A 16,958-nucleotide genomic window follows, 5' to 3' on the forward strand; every position below is an offset into this window, starting at 1 on the left:
CTAGTCGGCCGCCGGCGGGATGGCGGAGCCGTGGACCGTGGGCAGGACCTCCTGGACGGGCGGGCCCATCTTGGTCAGCACCGCGGCGTCCACTGTGGTCGTCACGACCACGTCGAGACCGGGCTTGAGCTGCCCGCCCAGCGCCGACCAGAAGTCGGAGTTCTCACTGCCGTCGCCGCTGCGCAGCGTCACGGTCGGCAGCGGCCGCACGTCGGCGAACGGCCCGCGCAGGTACTCGACCGCGATCACCCGGTGCAGCAGCAACGCGGCCAGCACGCCGCCCAGCAACGAGTGCTCGTCGCGCACCTCGCGGGTCCAGGCGGTGATCAGGTAGCGACAGTCCACTCTGGGCAGTGGATCACGGCGAAACTTGCGGCCGTTCTCCTCCGCGACGACCTCCTCGCCCCACTCGCGCTCGGCGAGGTTGGGCCGCACGTCCCACAGGTACAGGTTGACCGTGGGGCGGGACACGCTCGCTGCCCAGTCGCCGTCGGGGGCGTCGAACACGATGTCGACATCGCGCGGCGGCAGCGGCACGACGGCACGCAGGAACGCCTCCAGCGACTCATCGAGCAGGTGCAGCATCGGCGTCTCGATTCACGAGTTCGAAGTAGCGCTCGAACTCTACCTCCGTGCGCAGCCGGCCGAGCTTCTGGAACTCGCGCTTCAGGGCCAGCGCGACGTGCCGCATCGTGATCGGTGAGCCGTCTTCGGCGGCGAGGAACGCCGCGCCCAGTGTGGCGTTGCGGATGATGCCACCCGAGATCTTGAACTGCCGGGCGAGGAACTCGATGTCGAGTTCGGCGACCGGCGCGCTGGCCGGGAACGAGCGGGACCAGATCGCGCGCCGCTGCTCCTCCTCGGGCAGCGTGAAGTCGATCGCCGTGGAGATGCGCCGCAGGAACGCCTGGTCGATGTTGCGCTGCAGGTTGGTGGCGAGCACCACGAGGCCGTCGTACGTCTCCAGCCGCTGCAACAGGTACGCCACCTCAATGTTGGCGTACCGGTCGTGCGCGTCGCTCACCTCGGACCGCTTGCCGAACAGCGCGTCGGCCTCGTCGAAGAAGAGCACCAGGTCGCCGGCCGCGGCGGCGCCGAAGATGCGCTCCAGGTTCTTCTCGGTCTCGCCGATGTATTTACTGACGACCGCCGACAGGTCCACTTTGTACAGATCAAGGCCCAGCTCGCCGGCGACCACCTCGGCGGCCAGGGTCTTGCCGGTGCCGGACGGGCCGGCGAACAGCGCCACGGTGCCGGTCGACGGCACCGGCGGGAAGCGCCACTGCCGGTACACCACGTCGCGGCGGCGGTGCCGGGCCGCCAGCTCGCGCAGCTGGCGCGCGTCGTCGGGCGGGACGATCAAGTCTTCCCAGGTGCGCCTCGGGCGGATCCGCACGGCCACCCCGTCGAGGTGACCGCCGGCCAGCCTGCGCACAGCCGGTGCGAGATCACCTTCTCCGGCGGCTGCCGCGGCGGCCACCAGGCGCAACTGCTCGCGGTCCAGCCGGTACCCGGGGTCCGGCTCGCGCCCGAGCGCCCGCCACCAGTCGTCGGCATCGGCTTCGCCGGTGGCCACCCGCACCTCGCGCCACGGCACCGGCGGTACCGACTCCAGCGGCAGCTCGGGCTGCGACGACAGCACCCACGCCAGGTGGTCGGCGCGCGCGATCGCGTCGCGCCCGGTCGCGTCGAGCGGCGCGGCCAGATCAAGAACCACCACGAGACCACCGAGCGTCGCCTCGCGCACCGTCGCCGCCCACTCCGCGCGATTTCCGGGTACCGGACACAGCAGCCGCCCACGCTCTGGCCACCGGTCGTCGACGGCCCGCAGCCGGCTCTCCCGATCACCCCCGTTGACCAGCAACAGCCCGCGCTCCGGCGGCTCACCCTGCTCGGCCAACGCCCTGGCGGTGCCAGCCGGCAGGTCGGGGTCGGCCGACGCGTCTCCGGTCAGGTGCCAGGCGACCCGCGCCGGCAAGGTACAGGTGCGGGTCGCCCACGGACCGGTGGTGCCGACGTCGACAAGCTCCGCGCGGCGCAGGCGGGAGTCCGGGGCCACCCCCTCGACGGCCCCGATCCGGTCGAGCGTGGCGAGGGTTACCTGCGGCAGCTGTACCGAATCCTGGACGTATGCCACCAGCCGCTGCCGGGCGGGCGCCAACTCGACGGCGGCGACGACCGCCAGTACCTCTGCCTCCGCGAACGCGAGAGCGGCGGACCGCGCCAGGACCGCGAACCGTGACCCACCCTCCAGAGATTCTTCAAGGTTCTTGCGCGCTCTGTCTACATCGGACCGCACCTGGTCGCGGACCGCCGCCACCCGCTCCACCGCCGGGCCGTCGAGGCCCGGCAGCGTGGCGAGGATGCGATCGAGATCCTCCTGCCCGACGAACAGGCCCGCGAAGTCGCGTGGCGGCCGGCCCTCGGCGAGCCGGCAGACCAGCGCCTCGCGCTGGAGCAGCACGTCCGCGAGGACGGTCCAGGGCTCCGGGACGCTCGCCATGGGCTAGATGACACCCTCGCGCGTGGCGAGGGCGACCGCCTGCGCTCGGGTCCGGCAGTTCAACTTGGTGAGCAGGTCGTGGACGACGTTCTTGACGGTGCGCTCGGAGAAGCAGAGATCTTCCGCGATGCCGCGGGTGTCCATGCCGTCGGCGAGCAGCCGGAGGACGGAACGCTCCCGCGTGTTGAGCTCGGTCGGGCGGAGTTGGGAGTGCTGCCGTACATGCGCGAGCAGCTTGACGAGCATGTCTCCGGGGAGCGACACGTTGCCGGCGACAACCGCGCGCAGGCTGGTGACCAGCGTCTCCGGGGTCAGTGTGTCGTGCGGCAGCACCGAGCCGACGCCCGCGTCGACGATTTCGCGGACGTGCTGCTCGCTGACCGTGCGGATCGTGGCGACCAGCCGGGTGGGCCGGCCGGCCGCGAGCCTTACCGCCCGGCGCAGCGCGCCAGGCTCGGACTCGAAGATCAGTACATCGAGCCCGGTCATCACCGGTGTGGGCGCCAACCCCATGCTCTCGCCACGCACCACGAACCCTGCCTGCTGGAGGCAGGCGGACATGCCGCGCCGCACGATCGCGTGACCGTCGTCGATCCACACCGAAGGTGCCGCCTGTGCCTGCACTGGCCACCCCCGGTAGTTGATCGGTCCTCCCCGGTAACATCATGCGCCGACCAATTCATGACCGACAACGGCGTACCAGAGCGGATTCTGTCGCTTTCCTGTCGCAGCGGATTCGTTCTGGAAGGCAAAGCGGTTTGCTCTTGCCCAAAGAGTTGCCCAAAAGGGCAACATGTTGAGCCGGCCAATTATCGTCGATCCCATGCCTAGGTTCTCGGCGGAACAAATCTACAGTTTCGCGCGCCAGGCGGGCTTTTCGCCGGACGAGGCGGCCACCATGACCGCGATCGCGCTGGCCGAGTCCGACGGCAACAGCCGAGCGCACAATCCGGTCGGTGAAGACTCGCGCGGGCTGTGGCAGATCAACGCCCGGGCGCACCCCGGCCTGGCCCGCGACCTCGACCTCTTCGATCCCGCGCAGAACGCGAAGGCGGCGTTCGCGGTGTCGCGGCAGGGCGCCGACATCACGCCGTGGACCGTCACCCATGGCGGCATGAGCGCCCGCTACCTGCAGTTCAAACAGCAGGCGCAGGACGCGGCGATCTCGTTCGGCGACGGGCCGGGGCGGGGCGTCTGGACGGGTACCGCCGGCTACGACGGCCCCGAAGTGCCAGCCGGCCCTTCCGGTTCCTCTTCGCCCGGCCCCTCCAACGGATCTTCTTCCTCTTCCTCGGACGCGCTGGACCGCTTCCTCGAGGTCGCCCGCGCCCAGGCCGGCGACACGTACGTCTTCGGCGCCGAGACCAAGCTCGACGACAGCAACCCGGACACGTTCGACTGCTCCGAGCTGACCCAGTGGGCCGCCCACCAGGCCGGCGTCAAGATCCCCGACGGTGCGACCGCGCAGTACCTGCACCTCAAGGAGCGCGGCATGCTCATCCCCGTCGAGGAGGCCAGAAACACGCCCGGCGCCCTGCTCTTCTCCTTCGACCGCGAGCCCCGGCCCGGCGACGGCCGCACACCCGGTGCGCACGTCGCGATCAGCCTCGGCGACGGCAAGACGATCGAGGCGCGGGGCAGCGCGTACGGCGTCGGCGAGTTCGAGGTCGGCAAGCGCTTCGAGTTCGCGGCGGTCATCCCCGGCATTTCGGACGGCACCGCGACACCGCTGGCACCCGCTTCCTCGCCGGTGCCCGCGTTCGCGCCGCTCACGGCGCCGGCACCGCCGGAGATGGGTGGCCCCGACACCGACCGCGACGGCCTCACCGACGCCATGGAGCAGCGGCGCGGCCTCAACCCACTCGCCGCCGACTCCGACGGCGACAACCTCGCCGACGGCTACGAGATCGCCACCAGCCGCACCGACCCCAGCAAGGCGGACACCGACGGCGACCGGCTCGACGACGCGTTCGAGCTGGCCAGAGGGCTCGACCCCACCTCGCCCGACAGCGACTCCGACGGTCACCTCGACGGCAGCCTCCCCGCGGACTGGCGCGACACCGACGCCGACGGGCTCGACGACGCGCTGGAGATCGCGCTCGGCCTCGACCCGAACCAGGTCGACAGCGACGCCGACGGATACGTCGACGCGCTCGAACGCCAGGCCGGCGCGGACCCGCTCAGCAACGCGGTCACCCCGCTGCGCAGCGGCGACCCGTTCTCCCCGGTGTCACCGTCCGCCGATCCGCTGACGTGAGGGCGGGACCATGGATGTGGAGATCCGGATACCGCCGCAGCCGGTCGCGCTGACCCCCGGCGCCACCGGCACCGTCACCGTCGAACTGACCAGCCTCGCCGACCGCGACCTGCGGGTCCGGCTCTCGATCGCCGCGAGCCGGGCCGGTGCGTGGGCGCACGGCGAGCCGCCGACCGTGTGGTTACCGGCCGGGGGCACCGAGACCGTCGAGATCGCCGTCCAGCCACCCGCGACCGCCGCGCCCACGGCCGGGCTGCTCCCGTTCACCGTCCGGGCCGACGACTCCGACACCGGGACGCTGCTCGGCCGGGCCACCGGGCTGGTCAGCGTCGCCGCGCCGGCACGCCTCGCCGCCAGCCTGTTCCGCACCGACCCGGGGCCGCCGGCCCATTTCACGCTCACCGTGCGCAACCCCGGCGAGCGGCTCGCCGTCACCATCGCCGCCCAGGTGCACCCGCCCGGCGGCCGGGTGCGGATCAACCCCGACACCGTCGACCTGGCCAAGGGCGGCTCGGCCGCCGCACACGTCGAGGTCCGCCCGCCCTCGCTGTTCATGGGCGGTTCCATCCCGTACGTGGTGAGCGTGTCCTGCAAGGCCGTTGGCGACCTGGAACCGCTGGTCACCGTCGAGGAGAACGGCCAGTCGCCGCCGCGTATCGGCAAGGCGACCGCCTTCGTCGTGACCGCGCTGCTCGTGGCGATCGCCGCGGGCGCGCTCGCCTTCGGTGGCTGGGAGCGGATCGCCGACCGCACGTCGTCACCACCGCAATCGGCCGCCGACGCCCAGGGCTCGACCGAGGTGCGCGTGAGCACCCCGTACGCGATGGTCGAGGTCTTCCAGCGCACCGGCACCGGCCCCACGGACGCCGACGCCGCACTCGGCCGCCTCACCGCGGCCGGCGTACCGGTGCGACTGGTCGACAGCACCCGCTCCCCCGACCTGGCCGACGGTCCCGGCGGCCTGCTCGTCCTGCTCCAGGACGGCTTCGCCAGCCCCGAAGACGCCCAGGCGTACTGCGACCGCAACCGCACCCTCGCCCCCCGCTGCCAGGTGGTCCGATGAGCTCGCGTTCGGCGGCGCCTGGATCGCGCGGCTCGCGGGCCAGGCGCCGCCCTCTGGCGCCGCCCGACCGAGCGAACGTGGAGGCACAGTGAGCGAGGGAGGTGGCGCGGCGGCGTCTGGATCGCGCGACGCGCCGACGAAGTCGCCGCGCGGCTCGCGGGCCAGGCGCCGCCCTCTAGCGCCGCCCGACCGAGCGAACGTGGAGGCACAGTGAGCGAGGGAGGTGGCGCGGCGGCGCCTGGATCGCGCGACGCGCCGACGAAGTCGCTGCGCGGCACGCGGGCCAGGCGCCGCCCTCTGGCGCCGCCCGACCGAGCGAACGTGGAGGCACAGTGAGCGGCTACGGACTCGGGGTCGACCTTGGCACGACGCACACGGCGGCGGCGGTGCTGGTCGGTGGCCGGGTCGAGCTGATCCGCCTCGGCAACCGGCGCCCCGAGATCCCCTCGCTCGTCTTCGTGACCGACAGCGCCGTGCTCGTCGGCGACGCCGCCGAACGCCGCGGCGCGGCCGAGCCCGAACGGCTCGCCCGCGAGTTCAAGCGCCGCCTCGGCGACCCCGTGCCGCTACTGGTCGGCGGCTCGCCGTACCCCGCTCACGCGCTCATGGCCAAACTCCTGCGCCGGGTGTACGACATCGCGCGGAGCCAGTACGACGAGCCGCCCTCGGCGATCACCGTCACCCACCCGGCGAACTGGGGCCCGTTCAAGCGTGAACTGCTCGACCAGGCGATCTGGCTCGCCGACATCGCCAACGTCCGCTTCCTGCCCGAGCCGGAAGCCGCGGCGATCCACTACGCGACCACCGAACGCGTCCGGCCCGGCGAGACCGTGGCGGTATACGACCTCGGCGGCGGCACCTTCGACGCCGCCGTCCTCCGCCGCACCGCGACCGGTTTCGAACTGCTCGGCAGGTCCGAGGGGATCGAGCAACTGGGCGGGATCGACTTCGACGAGGCGGTGTTCGCGCACGTACTGGCCACGATCGGCGACTCCGCTCAGACCCTCGACCCCGACGACGAACTGGTCACCACCGCTCTCGCCCGCCTCCGGCGCGACTGCACCGAGGCGAAGGAGTCGCTGAGCTTCGACACCGAGGTGATGATCCCGGTCGCGCTGCCGGGCCTGCACACCCGGGTACGCCTGAACCGCTCCGAGTTCGAGGCGATGATCGGGCCCGCGCTCGCCGAGACGGTCACCGCGACAGCGCGAGCCCTACGAGCGGCCGGCGTGTCCCCCAGCGACCTGCGCTCCGTCGTACTGGCCGGCGGCTCATCCCGGATACCGCTGGTCAGCCAGCTCCTGGACGCAGAATTCGGCCGCCCCGTGACCCTCGACCCGCACCCCGAGCACAGCGTCGCGATGGGCGCGGCCGCGACCACGGGCCCGCTGGCGCTGGGCGCCGCCCCAGCCCGCCCCGCCTTCACCCCGTCGGCCAGCGCCGGTGGCGCGGGCGTCGCGGATGGCCCGGCTGGCGCGGGCGGCGGGGGTGGCGCGCCTGGCCGGGGTGGCGCGGCGGCGCCCCCACCCGTCCGGCCCGCAGCCACCGGACCCGCAGGTCGAGCAGCAGCCTCCCGCGCCACCCCCGCCTACGGTCCCGTCCCCCGCCCCGACGTCCCCGGACGCGCCACCGTCGCAGGCGGCACGGGCGGCGCTTTCGCAGGCGGCGCAGGCGCTGAGGGCGGCGCGGGCGGCGCTTTTGCGGGCGCTGAGGGCGGCGCGGGCGGCGCTTTTGCGGGCGCTGAGGGTGGCGCCTTTGCGGGCGGCGCGGCCGCTGCGCGCGGCGCGAGCGGCGCGGGCAGGGGCGGTGCGCCTGACCCGCCGGCCTCCGCGCCGGGCGCGGATCAGGCAGCGCCCTTCAGCTCCGACCCGGACAGCACCACCCAACTGCCGCCCGCCACCGACCCCGACAGCACCAGCCTCCTGCCCGCCGCGACCGACGCCGCGCCAGCCGACGCGATGGCTACCAGCTCACCACCCGCCACGCCGCCATCCCAACCCAGCTCCGGCCGGACGCCACCGGCCGCCCACCCCGACTCCCGCGGCACCACACCCCCGCAACCCGCTTCCGCACCGCCTGCCAGGCCCGCCTCCGCGGCCGACGCCTCCGCCTGGCCAGCCACCCCGCCACCCACCAGGCAGCCCTCCTCGCCAGCCGCAAGGCCGTCTTCCGCACCACCCGCCACGCCGGCTTCCGCACCACCCGCCACGCCGGCTTCCGCGCCACCAGCAGGGCCGTCATCCGCGGCCGGCGCCCCCGCGTGGCCGCCCGTGCCTCCGACCTGGCGCGGGGCGGCGACGCCGACCTCCGGCGCCCCGAGCGGCACCGGAACAGCACCCGCCCGCACGCCGTCGGGGCCGGGTTCCGGCGAGGGCAGGGGCGGCACGGGAACGCCGTCTGGAGGCGGGCGGCCCGGTGCCGCGCGGCCCGCTGACCAAAGGCCGGGCTCCGCCGGAGCCGAGCGGGAGGGTGCGGTCGCGGCGCCGCGAGGGGCGACCGCGTCGCCGGTACACGTCAACCGGGCGGTGGCGCCACCCCGGCCGCCCTCCGGACCAACGCCGGCCCTTCCGGGAACAGCCCGGCCCTCCACCACCCCCGACCGACCGCCGCCACTCGCAGCGTTGGGGCGCCGGTTGGCGGGCCTGCGCGGAAGGCGGTTGTGGCTGGTCGCCGGCCTCGTCGGGGTCATCCTGATCGCGATACCCGTCGCGGTACTGGCCTGGCCGCGAGACGAACCGCCGACCGACGACGCGACCGGCGGTACCACCACCAGCACCACCGCCCCGGCTCCCGCCGTACCAGGTAAGCCATCCCACCTGTGGTCGTACGACGTGGGGAGCCCCGCCAGCGGCCGCCCGGCCGTCGCCGGCGACACGGTGTACGTCGGCGATCAGGGCGGCAAGGTCCACGCGATCGACCGGGCGACCGGCCGTGACCGCTGGCGGTACGACGCGGGCTCGCCGGTCAACGCGTCGCCGCAGGTGCGCGACGGGGTCGTCTACATCGCCAGCCAGGACGGCATGCTCCACGCGATCGGCGCGACTGACGGTGCGCGACGCTGGCGGGTACCGGCCGGGTCCGGTTCCACGTCCTCCCCCGTGGTCACGGCTGACGCTGTCTATGTCGGCGGCGCCGACGGGCTGTACGCGTTCCGGCTGAGCGGTCAGCAGCGGTGGCGGTTCAGCGAGGGCGGGGCCGTCACCACCACTCCGGCCGTCTCGGGCGACACCGTCTTCGCATCCGGCGGCAACGGCCGGGCGTACGCGGTCGACGCCGGCTCGGGCAGCCGCCGCTGGTCGGCCTCGATCGGCGACGGGCTCTCCGCTCCCGTGGTGGCGGGCGGCCTGCTGTACGTCGGCAGCGCCGGGCGGCTCGTACACGCGCTGGACGCAGGGAGCGGCAAGGTCCGCTGGACGTTCCCGGCGACCGGCGCCGTGACCACCGCACCACTCCCCGACGCCGGCACCGTCTACTTCGGGGCGTCGGACGGTCTGGTCTACGCGGTGAACGCGGCTGACGGCGGCCTGCGCTGGCGGTACACGATCGAGGGTGGCCAGCCGGTTTCGGCCTCGCCCTCGCTCGCGGACCGCGTCCTGTACGTCGGCAGCGGCGCCGGCATGCTGTACGCGTTGGAGGCCGCGAGCGGAGCCCCGCTGTGGCAGTTCACGACCGAGGGGACGGTCGCCGGCATCACGCTGGCCGACAAGGTGCTGTACGCCGCCGGCGGCAACCGCGTGTACGCGCTGCAGCCCCCGACGGCCTAGCCCGCCCCGCGCCGTCCGATCCCGAGATCTTGATGAGTTAGGGCTCATATCAAGATCGCCCCGATTGGTCGCCGTGCGTGTGGCAGATCGGCGCTTGATGCGGCGCGCCTCGCTGCCGGTCCGCCTAGCCCTGCCCGCCGATCAAGGCAATCTTCATCGACCAAGGGCGAACGCACGCGGAAAGAGATCCAACCACGTGCATTCGCCCTTGATCGGCGCGCCGGGCGTGGCGACACGCCGCGCTGAGCTGGCCTGGGCGCGGATATGCGCGCGCGGATGGGGCGTGCAGCGCGCGTGGGGAAGGGCCGCGTGGGGAGGGGCTAAGTAGGGAGGGTGGTCAGGATGCCCTCGCAGGTGCGCGCCACCGCGCGCGCCGCCGTGCCCAGCTCGCGGCCGGTCAGCGGATGCTCGGCGACCTGCTGCCAGCGGCGCAGCGCGCGTTCGGCCTCCGCTGCCAACTGCCACGGCTGCGCGTCTGCCGGCAACCCCAGCCTTTCCGAAGGGCTGGTGCCGTCGCCGCCGAGCAGCCGCGCCATCTCGGCCTGCTGGTCGTCGCGGCCGGGCATCCGTCCGGACCGGAGCAGGTGCAGCAGGCGTACCTCGACGAACTCGTGCGCGCTCGCCCGGATCTGCTCGGCGGCGACCGCCAGTTCGTAGGCGGCACGGTCACCGGCGCGGCCGCGCAGCACGGTGTCGAGGGCGGCGAGCGCCGAGCGGGCCTTCAGCACCTGGCTGCGGCCGACGAACTGGGCGGCCAGCGTGTCGCGGAGCCGGTCGAGGCCGCTGCGGGCGGTGAGCTCGCGGGACAGGTCGGCGGCGCTGCGTACCGTGCCGTCGCGGATCAGCCGCACGCCCGTCCGTACCCCGAACAGGCCGAGACGGTCGAGGACCCGCCGCCGCTCCACGGACGAGGAGGTGAACCGGTCAGCCGTCAACAGCAGGTCGACGGCGTCGCGTTCCGGAGCCGCCGCCACGCGCGCCAGCGTCGCGTACTCGCCCTCTCGCAGGGTCGCAGCGCCCGAGGCGAGCAGCCCGGCGACCGGTACGACCACCGGGCAGAGGCGGCGCAGCCGCTCGTCGCCCTGGTAGCGGGAGGCGACCCGGTCGGCCGCTTCCATCGCGTCGAGGCGGCACGCCCCGATCTCGTCGGCGCGCGACAGGACGCCGATGGCGTTGACCGGGCTGCCGTGCACGAGGTCGTCGCCGTGGAACGCCTCCAGGAACCGCAGGTCGCTGCTGTGCATGTGGCGCAGCAGGTAGACGACCGCGTCGGTTTCGGCGGCACGCTCGGAGTCGGCTTCGAGGAACGTCATCGTGCGCAGCGACACGTCGGCCGACAGGGACGCGAGGCCGGGGGTGTCGATGAGGGTGTGCTGGCGCAGCCGCCGGCTCGGCACCTCGACGGTGAGGTGGTCGATCTCGTCCGCCGGCCGCCCGAGGACGATGCGGACCGCACCGTCGGCCCGGTCGAACGGCCGCTGCTCGGCCTGCCCGTCGGGCAGGTGCGCGGTGGCCCGGTAGCGGGGACCGTTCTGGTACCAGGTGACGATGCGCGTGCACTCGCCCGCGTCGGTGGGGGCGAGCTCCTCGCCGACCATGGCGTTGAGCAGGGTGGACTTGCCCGCCTTGACCTTGCCCGCGATGGCGACCCGGAGTGGCTCGGCGAGCCGCTGGGCGGCCTGCGCCAGCAGGGCTCGGGCGGCCGGCTCGGCGAGCGTGCGCTGTGCCCTGTTGAGCAGCAGCGCGACCTGATCGGTCAGCCCGGGGTTCATCGCGGGCGTCCGGCCGGTACCGCGACGAACCGCTCCGCCACCTGGTCGAGGTCGCGCCAGCGCGCGTCGAGCTCCGCGGCCCGCCGCGCGCGGTCGTCGGCCGGCAGGGTCGCCGCCCGCCGGACCGCGGCCAGCGCCTGCGCGGATGACCGTTCGGCACCTCCGGCCCGCGCCGCGAATTCGTCTCTCAGGTACCGCTGCGTGCGCCGGACCGCGTCGCGCGAGTCCTTGCCGAGCACGAAGCCGACCTCGTCCACGTACCGGCGCAGCTCCTGCCGAGCCGTCTGGCGGCGCTGCTCGGTCTGGCGCTGCCGCTCGTCGCGGATCAGCTTGCGCCCGACCGTCAGCCCACCGAGTACGCCCACCGGGGCGGCCAGGGTCAGGCCGAGCAGGCTGCCGAACGCGCCCAACATGAGCAGGCCGCCATAGGTGACCCGGGCAGCGGTGAACGCCCCGAGAAACTGCTGCACCGACGACCGGTCGAACCGCACGTCGAGCACGTCGACCCTGGACACGGCCGAGGCGGGAGCGGGCAGGTCCAGGTCGAGGCTGTCGTACTCCAGGTCGAAGCGCTCGGCCACGTCGCGCGCGAGTTGCTCGGTGCGCGTCACCAGTACCAGAAGATTGTCGACCGCCGCGGCCGTGGCCTCCCTCACGACCCAGGCCTTGAAGTCGTACCAGGTGTCGCGTGGGTCTCCGGCGTCGAGCATGGCGTCGCCGCGCCGCAGCAGCGCCCGCAGCCGTTCGCGCAGGTCGTGGTCGATGTCGGTGCTGAGGTCTTGGATGCCGTCGGACAGCGCGGTCTGCCACGAGCCGGCGGCGAGGCGCTGGCGGCGCTTGGTCTGCTCGGCGAGGCGGTCGGCGAGCGCGGGCGACGCCTCGGGGTCGGCGGTGGCCGCGCGTTCGGCGCCGACCTGCTCGCGGAGCTGGCTGACCGCGAACGCCAGGTCGCGGCGCGCCGCCGCCACGCCGGCACTGCCGCTGGCGAGCTTGCGCAACGCCTCCAGGAGCTTCGGGAACCCGGACTCCGCGTTGAGGTCAGCGGCGCCCCGCGCACCGGCCCGCATCCGCAGGAACGAAGACACCGGCACCACCGGCACCGACAGCCCCGCCTTGGCAAGGTGCCCGCGGTCGAGCTCGGCGATCCGCCGCCACTCGCCGTGCAGGTCGATCTTGGTGAGCACGCACACCATGCGCGGGCAGCGCTCGGCCGCACGGGCCAGAAACTCCAGCTCAGGGGCCGTGAGCTCCTGCGCGGCGTCCGTGACGAAGAGCGCGGCGCGGGCGAGGCTCAGCGCGCCGAGCGTGAGGTTGCCGTGCGCGGAGTCGAGGCCGCCGACACCGGGGGTGTCGACCAGGGACAGGCCGCCGCGCAGCAGCTTGCGGTCGAGCCGGACCTCGACGGCCCGCAGCGGCTCGCCGTCGGCCGCGCCGGTGGTGACACAGTCGCGCAGCCACGCGAACGGGACCGGCACGGGCGGCGCGGCCTCGTCGGACGGATGCACGAGTACTGCCGGCGGCGCCCCGTATCGCAGGATGGTGGGCACCGCGGTCACCACATCGACGTCGACCGGGCACACGTCGGTGCGCAGGAGCGCGTTGATCAAAGTGCTCTTGCCCTGCTTGAACTCCCCCACCACCGCCACCGGCACGTCTTCGTCGACGAGCCGGGCGCGGGCCTGCTGGAGGCGCTCGACAAGATCGGGGCGATCGGCGCCGGCGGCCACCCGCGCGACCCTGTCGAGATCGGCCAACCACCGGGCCGGCGTATCACGGCCCGCCATGGCATCTCCCCCAGTGAAACGCTGCACTCTATTCGACCCGGTAAATGCATGATCAATATCGGGTAGCGGCTAAATGATACCGTGAAAGCCATGGTCCAGCGGAAACCGCGCGGCCCCGTGATCACATTATTCGTCGGCCTAGCGACGGCAATTGTGCTCTTTGTTCTCGGCACCAATGCCGCGACAGAGGAGCTGAACAGTAGAAACACGTCGGCGGCGGTTGCCCCACCAGCGACTACCCCGCCGGCTCCACCCGCCACGACCGCGCCCGCGGCACCCGCCAAGATCCGCATCGCGTACGCCGGCCGCGTCGACGGCGGCGCCGCGAGCATCGCCATCGCCCTCCGCGACGGCGCCGCGATCGCGTACCTGTGCGACGGTCGCCGCGTCGAGGAGTGGATGATCGGCACAGCCGCCGACGGCAAGCTCAGCCTCTCCGGTGACGACGCCGTCCTGACCGGCTCCTACGACAAAGACTCGGCGTCCGGCACGGTGACCGCCCGAAACAAGAACTGGACGCTCGACATCCCGGTGGCGAAGAAGCCCACCGGCCTCTACCGCTCGACCGCCGACATCCGCAACGCCCGTGTCGTCACCGGCTGGATCGTATTGGCCAACGGCGAGCAGGTCGGCGTCTCCAACACCGGCGGCAAGCTGGCGCCCGCGCCACCACTCAGGCTGCCCAGCGGCTCCGCCACGGTCAACGGCTCCCGCGTGACCGCCGACGCGATCGATGGGGCGTCCGGTGCTGGATTCTGACCGGGAGACATCAGCCGCCGATCGGGTAGTCCTGCTCCTGGTGCCGCTGCTGATCGGCTCAGCGGTCGCGGTGGCCCTCGGCGTGTACGGCCGGCTGCACACACCGACGGGCATCGCCGTCAGCGTCGCCGGGTTCTCCAGCCCGCAAACCGTAAAGGTGTGGCTGGCGTCCGGTGCCACGCTGTTCGCCTTGATACAACTCTTCTCTGCCCTGGTGATGTACGGCAAAATCCGCTGGACGAGCGCTCCACAGTGGATAGCCGCCGCGCATCGCTGGTCGGGCCGCGTCGCGTTCCTGCTGTCGATCCCGGTCGCGGTGCACTGCCTGTACGCTCTCGGCGTCCAGTCCTACGACATGCGAGTGTTGGTGCACTCGGTGGTGGGGTGCCTGTTCTTCGGGGCGTTCACGGTGAAAATGCTGCTGCTGACCCGGCGCGGGCTGCCCGGCTGGGTGCTGCCGCTCGCTGGCGGGGTCGTCTTTACCGCGCTCGTCACGATGTGGCTCACCTCGTCATTGTGGTTCTTCACGACCGTGGGTGTGCAACTCTAGCCTTCGAAAGGTCTTTGGAAGGGACGACCATGCACAGTGGAGCGTCGCCGTCCCGGCGGGTGATACTGGCCGCCGGCGCCGTGGGAGCCGCCGCGCTGACCGGGTGCGAGACATACGGCGGCTCGTCGGAAGAAGAGCCGCCACCGGCACCGCCCGCGGACAGCGCACCCGCCGTCAGTGCACCCGCGGGCAGTGCACCGCCGCCCACGGGTGGTGGCGCACCTGCTCCGCTCGCCAAGCTCTCTGACATTCCGGTCGGCGGCGGCAAGATCTTCGAGGAGCAGAAGGTGGTCGTGACGCAGCCACGAGCAGGCACGGTAAAGGCGTTCTCGACCACCTGCACGCACGCCGGCTGCGACGTGACAAGCGTGTCCCGCGGCACCATCAACTGCCCGTGCCACGGCAGCAAGTTCAAGGTCGCCGACGGCTCAGTATCCGGCGGCCCCGCCCCCCGCCCGCTCCCACCGGTCGCGGTAACCGTCGACGGCGACGACATCCGCCTAACCTAACCCCGCCGCGCGCGACCCGCCCGCCGCGGGCGCCCTCTCCCCGTCGATCAAGGGCGAATGCACGCGGTTGGATCTCTTTTCCGCGTGCGTTTGCCCTTGATCGACGCGAATGGCCTTGATCGGCGGGGCACTGCCGGGCGTTGGGGCGTCCGGCGCGGGTGAGGCTGCTGCTCCGCGGGCCTCGGGCTCCGTGATCCACCGCAACCCCCACGGGGGTGGTCGTCGGGGACGCGGAGGGTGAGGCCGCGGGAGCGACGGTCTCGCCCTCGACGCAGGTCGCGGCAGCTCGTAATCCCTAGATCTTGACCGGAAGCCCGCTACTCGGCCTCCGCGGTGCGGTCGAGCGCGGGCATGTACTGCCGCCACGGCCCCACATCTTCGCGGTATCGCCGGGCCAGGACCTCACCGATCTGGCCGAGGTGCGTGAGGTCGTGCGCCACCCAGGTCGCCAGCAGTTGGCCGAGCGTGACCTCACCCAGATCGGGATGCAGCCCGCGCCGCTCCATGTCATCCGGCTCGATGTCCATTGCGGACAGTTCGCCGAGGCTTGCGCGGCGGGCGGTGCGGAAGCGGGCCAGCAGTACGGATACGTCCGCGTGCTCCTCACTCAACATCGCCTCGCGGTCGAACGGTTCGAACGGCGCCTCGGCGCCGCGGTCCAGGATCATCCGGGCGCGCGGCAGCCAGTTCGTGCCGTCGCCGTGCAGCAGGTGCCCCACGATGTCGTACGCGCTCCACGTGCCCGGCCCGTCGTTGTGGTGCAGCCATTGCGGCGGCAGCCCGGTAAGCAGCGCGTCGAGAACGTCGGGCGTGCGGGAGAGCATCTCCGCGGCCTCAGGTAGTTCCATATCTCAGAGCCTAGGCTCGCGCTTGGCTGCTATCGTCCTCGCCCGTGACCCAGCCGCCACCCAACGTCCCGACGCCACCGCCACCCGCCGCGACGCCACCCGCTGCCCCTTTCCCGCCGCAGACGGCGCCCGCCGCTCCGCCACCCAGCCCGTTCTACGCCGCGCCTTACACCCCGCCGCCCAAGCCTGGCACGAACGGATTCGCGGTCGCCGCCCTGGTCTTCGGCCTCCTCGGCGGCGTCCTACTCTCGGTGCTTTTCGGTGTCCTGGCGCTGGTGCAGATCCGCCGCCGGCCCCAGGCAGGCAAGGGCGCGGCGATCGCCGGACTGGCCCTCTCGGCGACCTGGGTCGTACTCGGCGTGGGCGTCGCGGTCATCCTCGCGCTCACCGCCGACTCCGGCGCTGATTCGACCGTGGCCGACAACGGCCAGGTCAGCGTCGACGAGATCAGGCTCCGCGACTGCCTCAACGGCCTGACCGAGGGCCGCAACATCGCGAACCTGCCGGTGGTCCCGTGTACCGAGCCACACGACGGCGAGGTGTTCGCGGAGTTCCCGATCAGCGGTGCGACGTTCCCCGGCGACGCGGCCGTGGGCACCCAGGCCGAGGAGGGCTGCGTCGAGCGGCTCCGCTCATACGCGCCGAAGGCTGCCGAGGACCCGAACACCGAGCTGTACTTCCTGCACCCGACCGCCGCGTCCTGGCTCACCGGCGACCACGACGTCCTTTGCGTGGCGCTGAGCGCGTCCGGCAAGCGGACGGGGTCCATCTTCGACTGAGCAGTTTCGGGGATACTGCTGCATCAGGCACGGGTTGAGGGCGCAGTATCCCTGATTTTGTCCCCTCGCCCCCCGTAGGGCTTGGCGCGACCGGCCGGCGCAGCGCGTGCCGGCCCCGACCGCCGCGCGCGGGCACGCGGGACGCGCGAGGTCCGCCGTCCATGTGCGGCGATCAAGGCCGATTGCATCGATCAAGGGCGAATGCACGCGGAAAAGAGATCCAACCACGTGCATTCGCCCTTGATCGACGAGCCGGGCGCGCGCTCCGCGCGGCGGGAGGCGCGAGGCGCGAGGCGCGAGGCGCGAGGCGCGAGGCGCGAGGCGCGAGGCGCGAGGCGCGAGGCGCGAGGCGCGAGGCGCGAGGCGCGAG

Annotated in this window: 13 protein-coding genes; 7 read left to right on the plus strand and 6 right to left on the minus strand. The window is 72.9% G+C overall.

Annotation, left to right across the window (positions count from 1 at the left end):
* Genes QMG73_RS30060 through QMG73_RS30070 form a run of 3 tightly spaced genes read right to left on the minus strand, consistent with a single transcriptional unit; the run spans position 1 to position 3,127 of the window.
* Positions 1 to 585: a DUF4255 domain-containing protein gene (locus QMG73_RS30060; protein ID WP_281901268.1), complete on the minus strand. Its 585-nt coding sequence runs from the start codon at positions 583 to 585 to the stop codon at positions 1 to 3.
* On the minus strand, positions 566 to 2,503 hold the full coding sequence (locus QMG73_RS30065; RefSeq protein ID WP_281901269.1) for an ATP-binding protein: 1,938 nt from the start codon (positions 2,501 to 2,503) through the stop codon (positions 566 to 568). The genes QMG73_RS30060 and QMG73_RS30065 overlap by 20 nt, the downstream gene beginning before the upstream one ends.
* Before the next feature lie 3 nt (positions 2,504 to 2,506).
* A complete protein-coding gene (locus QMG73_RS30070; protein ID WP_281901271.1) occupies positions 2,507 to 3,127 on the minus strand; it encodes a response regulator transcription factor in 621 nt (206 codons plus the stop codon).
* Positions 3,128 to 3,326: 199 nt separating this feature from the next.
* Here QMG73_RS30070 and QMG73_RS30075 point away from each other — a divergent pair, with 199 nt between their 5' ends.
* From QMG73_RS30075 to QMG73_RS30085, 3 genes are all read left to right on the plus strand, one after another.
* On the plus strand, positions 3,327 to 4,760 hold the full coding sequence (locus QMG73_RS30075; protein ID WP_281901273.1) for an NlpC/P60 family protein: 1,434 nt from the start codon (positions 3,327 to 3,329) through the stop codon (positions 4,758 to 4,760).
* Positions 4,761 to 4,770: 10 nt separating this feature from the next.
* Positions 4,771 to 5,823, plus strand: a complete 1,053-nt coding sequence (locus tag QMG73_RS30080; protein ID WP_281901275.1) for a COG1470 family protein — start codon at positions 4,771 to 4,773, stop codon at positions 5,821 to 5,823.
* A 332-nt stretch (positions 5,824 to 6,155) separates the two neighbouring features.
* Positions 6,156 to 9,587, plus strand: a complete 3,432-nt coding sequence (locus tag QMG73_RS30085) for an outer membrane protein assembly factor BamB family protein (RefSeq protein ID WP_281901277.1) — start codon at positions 6,156 to 6,158, stop codon at positions 9,585 to 9,587.
* Between the two features lie 320 nt (positions 9,588 to 9,907).
* Here the strand turns inward: QMG73_RS30085 and QMG73_RS30090 are convergent, their stop codons facing one another.
* Both QMG73_RS30090 and QMG73_RS30095 read right to left on the minus strand, forming a co-directional pair.
* Positions 9,908 to 11,359, minus strand: coding sequence for a dynamin family protein (locus QMG73_RS30090; protein WP_281901279.1), 1,452 nt, complete (start codon positions 11,357 to 11,359; stop codon positions 9,908 to 9,910).
* The gene (locus tag QMG73_RS30095; RefSeq protein ID WP_281901280.1) at positions 11,356 to 13,143 is read right to left on the minus strand and encodes a dynamin family protein; all 1,788 of its coding nucleotides are present in this window, start codon (positions 13,141 to 13,143) and stop codon (positions 11,356 to 11,358) included. The genes QMG73_RS30090 and QMG73_RS30095 overlap by 4 nt, the downstream gene beginning before the upstream one ends.
* A 90-nt stretch (positions 13,144 to 13,233) precedes the next feature.
* On the opposite strand from QMG73_RS30095, the gene QMG73_RS30100 reads away from it, so the two are divergent.
* The 3 genes from QMG73_RS30100 to QMG73_RS30110 are packed head-to-tail and all read left to right on the plus strand — an operon-like array spanning position 13,234 to position 14,961.
* Positions 13,234 to 13,902, plus strand: a complete 669-nt coding sequence (locus tag QMG73_RS30100; protein WP_281901282.1) for a hypothetical protein — start codon at positions 13,234 to 13,236, stop codon at positions 13,900 to 13,902.
* Complete coding sequence (locus QMG73_RS30105) at positions 13,877 to 14,452, plus strand: DUF6529 family protein (protein WP_407676880.1); 576 nt, start codon at positions 13,877 to 13,879, stop codon at positions 14,450 to 14,452. The genes QMG73_RS30100 and QMG73_RS30105 overlap by 26 nt, the downstream gene beginning before the upstream one ends.
* Before the next feature lie 29 nt (positions 14,453 to 14,481).
* The gene (locus QMG73_RS30110) at positions 14,482 to 14,961 is read left to right on the plus strand and encodes a Rieske (2Fe-2S) protein (RefSeq protein ID WP_281901285.1); all 480 of its coding nucleotides are present in this window, start codon (positions 14,482 to 14,484) and stop codon (positions 14,959 to 14,961) included.
* Between the two features lie 317 nt (positions 14,962 to 15,278).
* On the opposite strand, the gene QMG73_RS30115 is transcribed toward QMG73_RS30110, so the two are convergent.
* Positions 15,279 to 15,809 (minus strand): DinB family protein, encoded by a 531-nt coding sequence (locus tag QMG73_RS30115; protein ID WP_281901286.1) that lies wholly within the window; start codon positions 15,807 to 15,809, stop codon positions 15,279 to 15,281.
* 44 nt (positions 15,810 to 15,853) lie between these two features.
* On the opposite strand from QMG73_RS30115, the gene QMG73_RS30120 reads away from it, so the two are divergent.
* On the plus strand, positions 15,854 to 16,588 hold the full coding sequence (locus QMG73_RS30120; RefSeq protein WP_281901287.1) for a DUF4190 domain-containing protein: 735 nt from the start codon (positions 15,854 to 15,856) through the stop codon (positions 16,586 to 16,588).
* Positions 16,589 to 16,958: the final 370 nt, after the last annotated feature.

It is taken from the genome of Phytohabitans aurantiacus, from assembly GCF_027923225.1.
Classification (GTDB): Bacteria; Actinomycetota; Actinomycetes; order Mycobacteriales; family Micromonosporaceae; genus Phytohabitans; species Phytohabitans aurantiacus.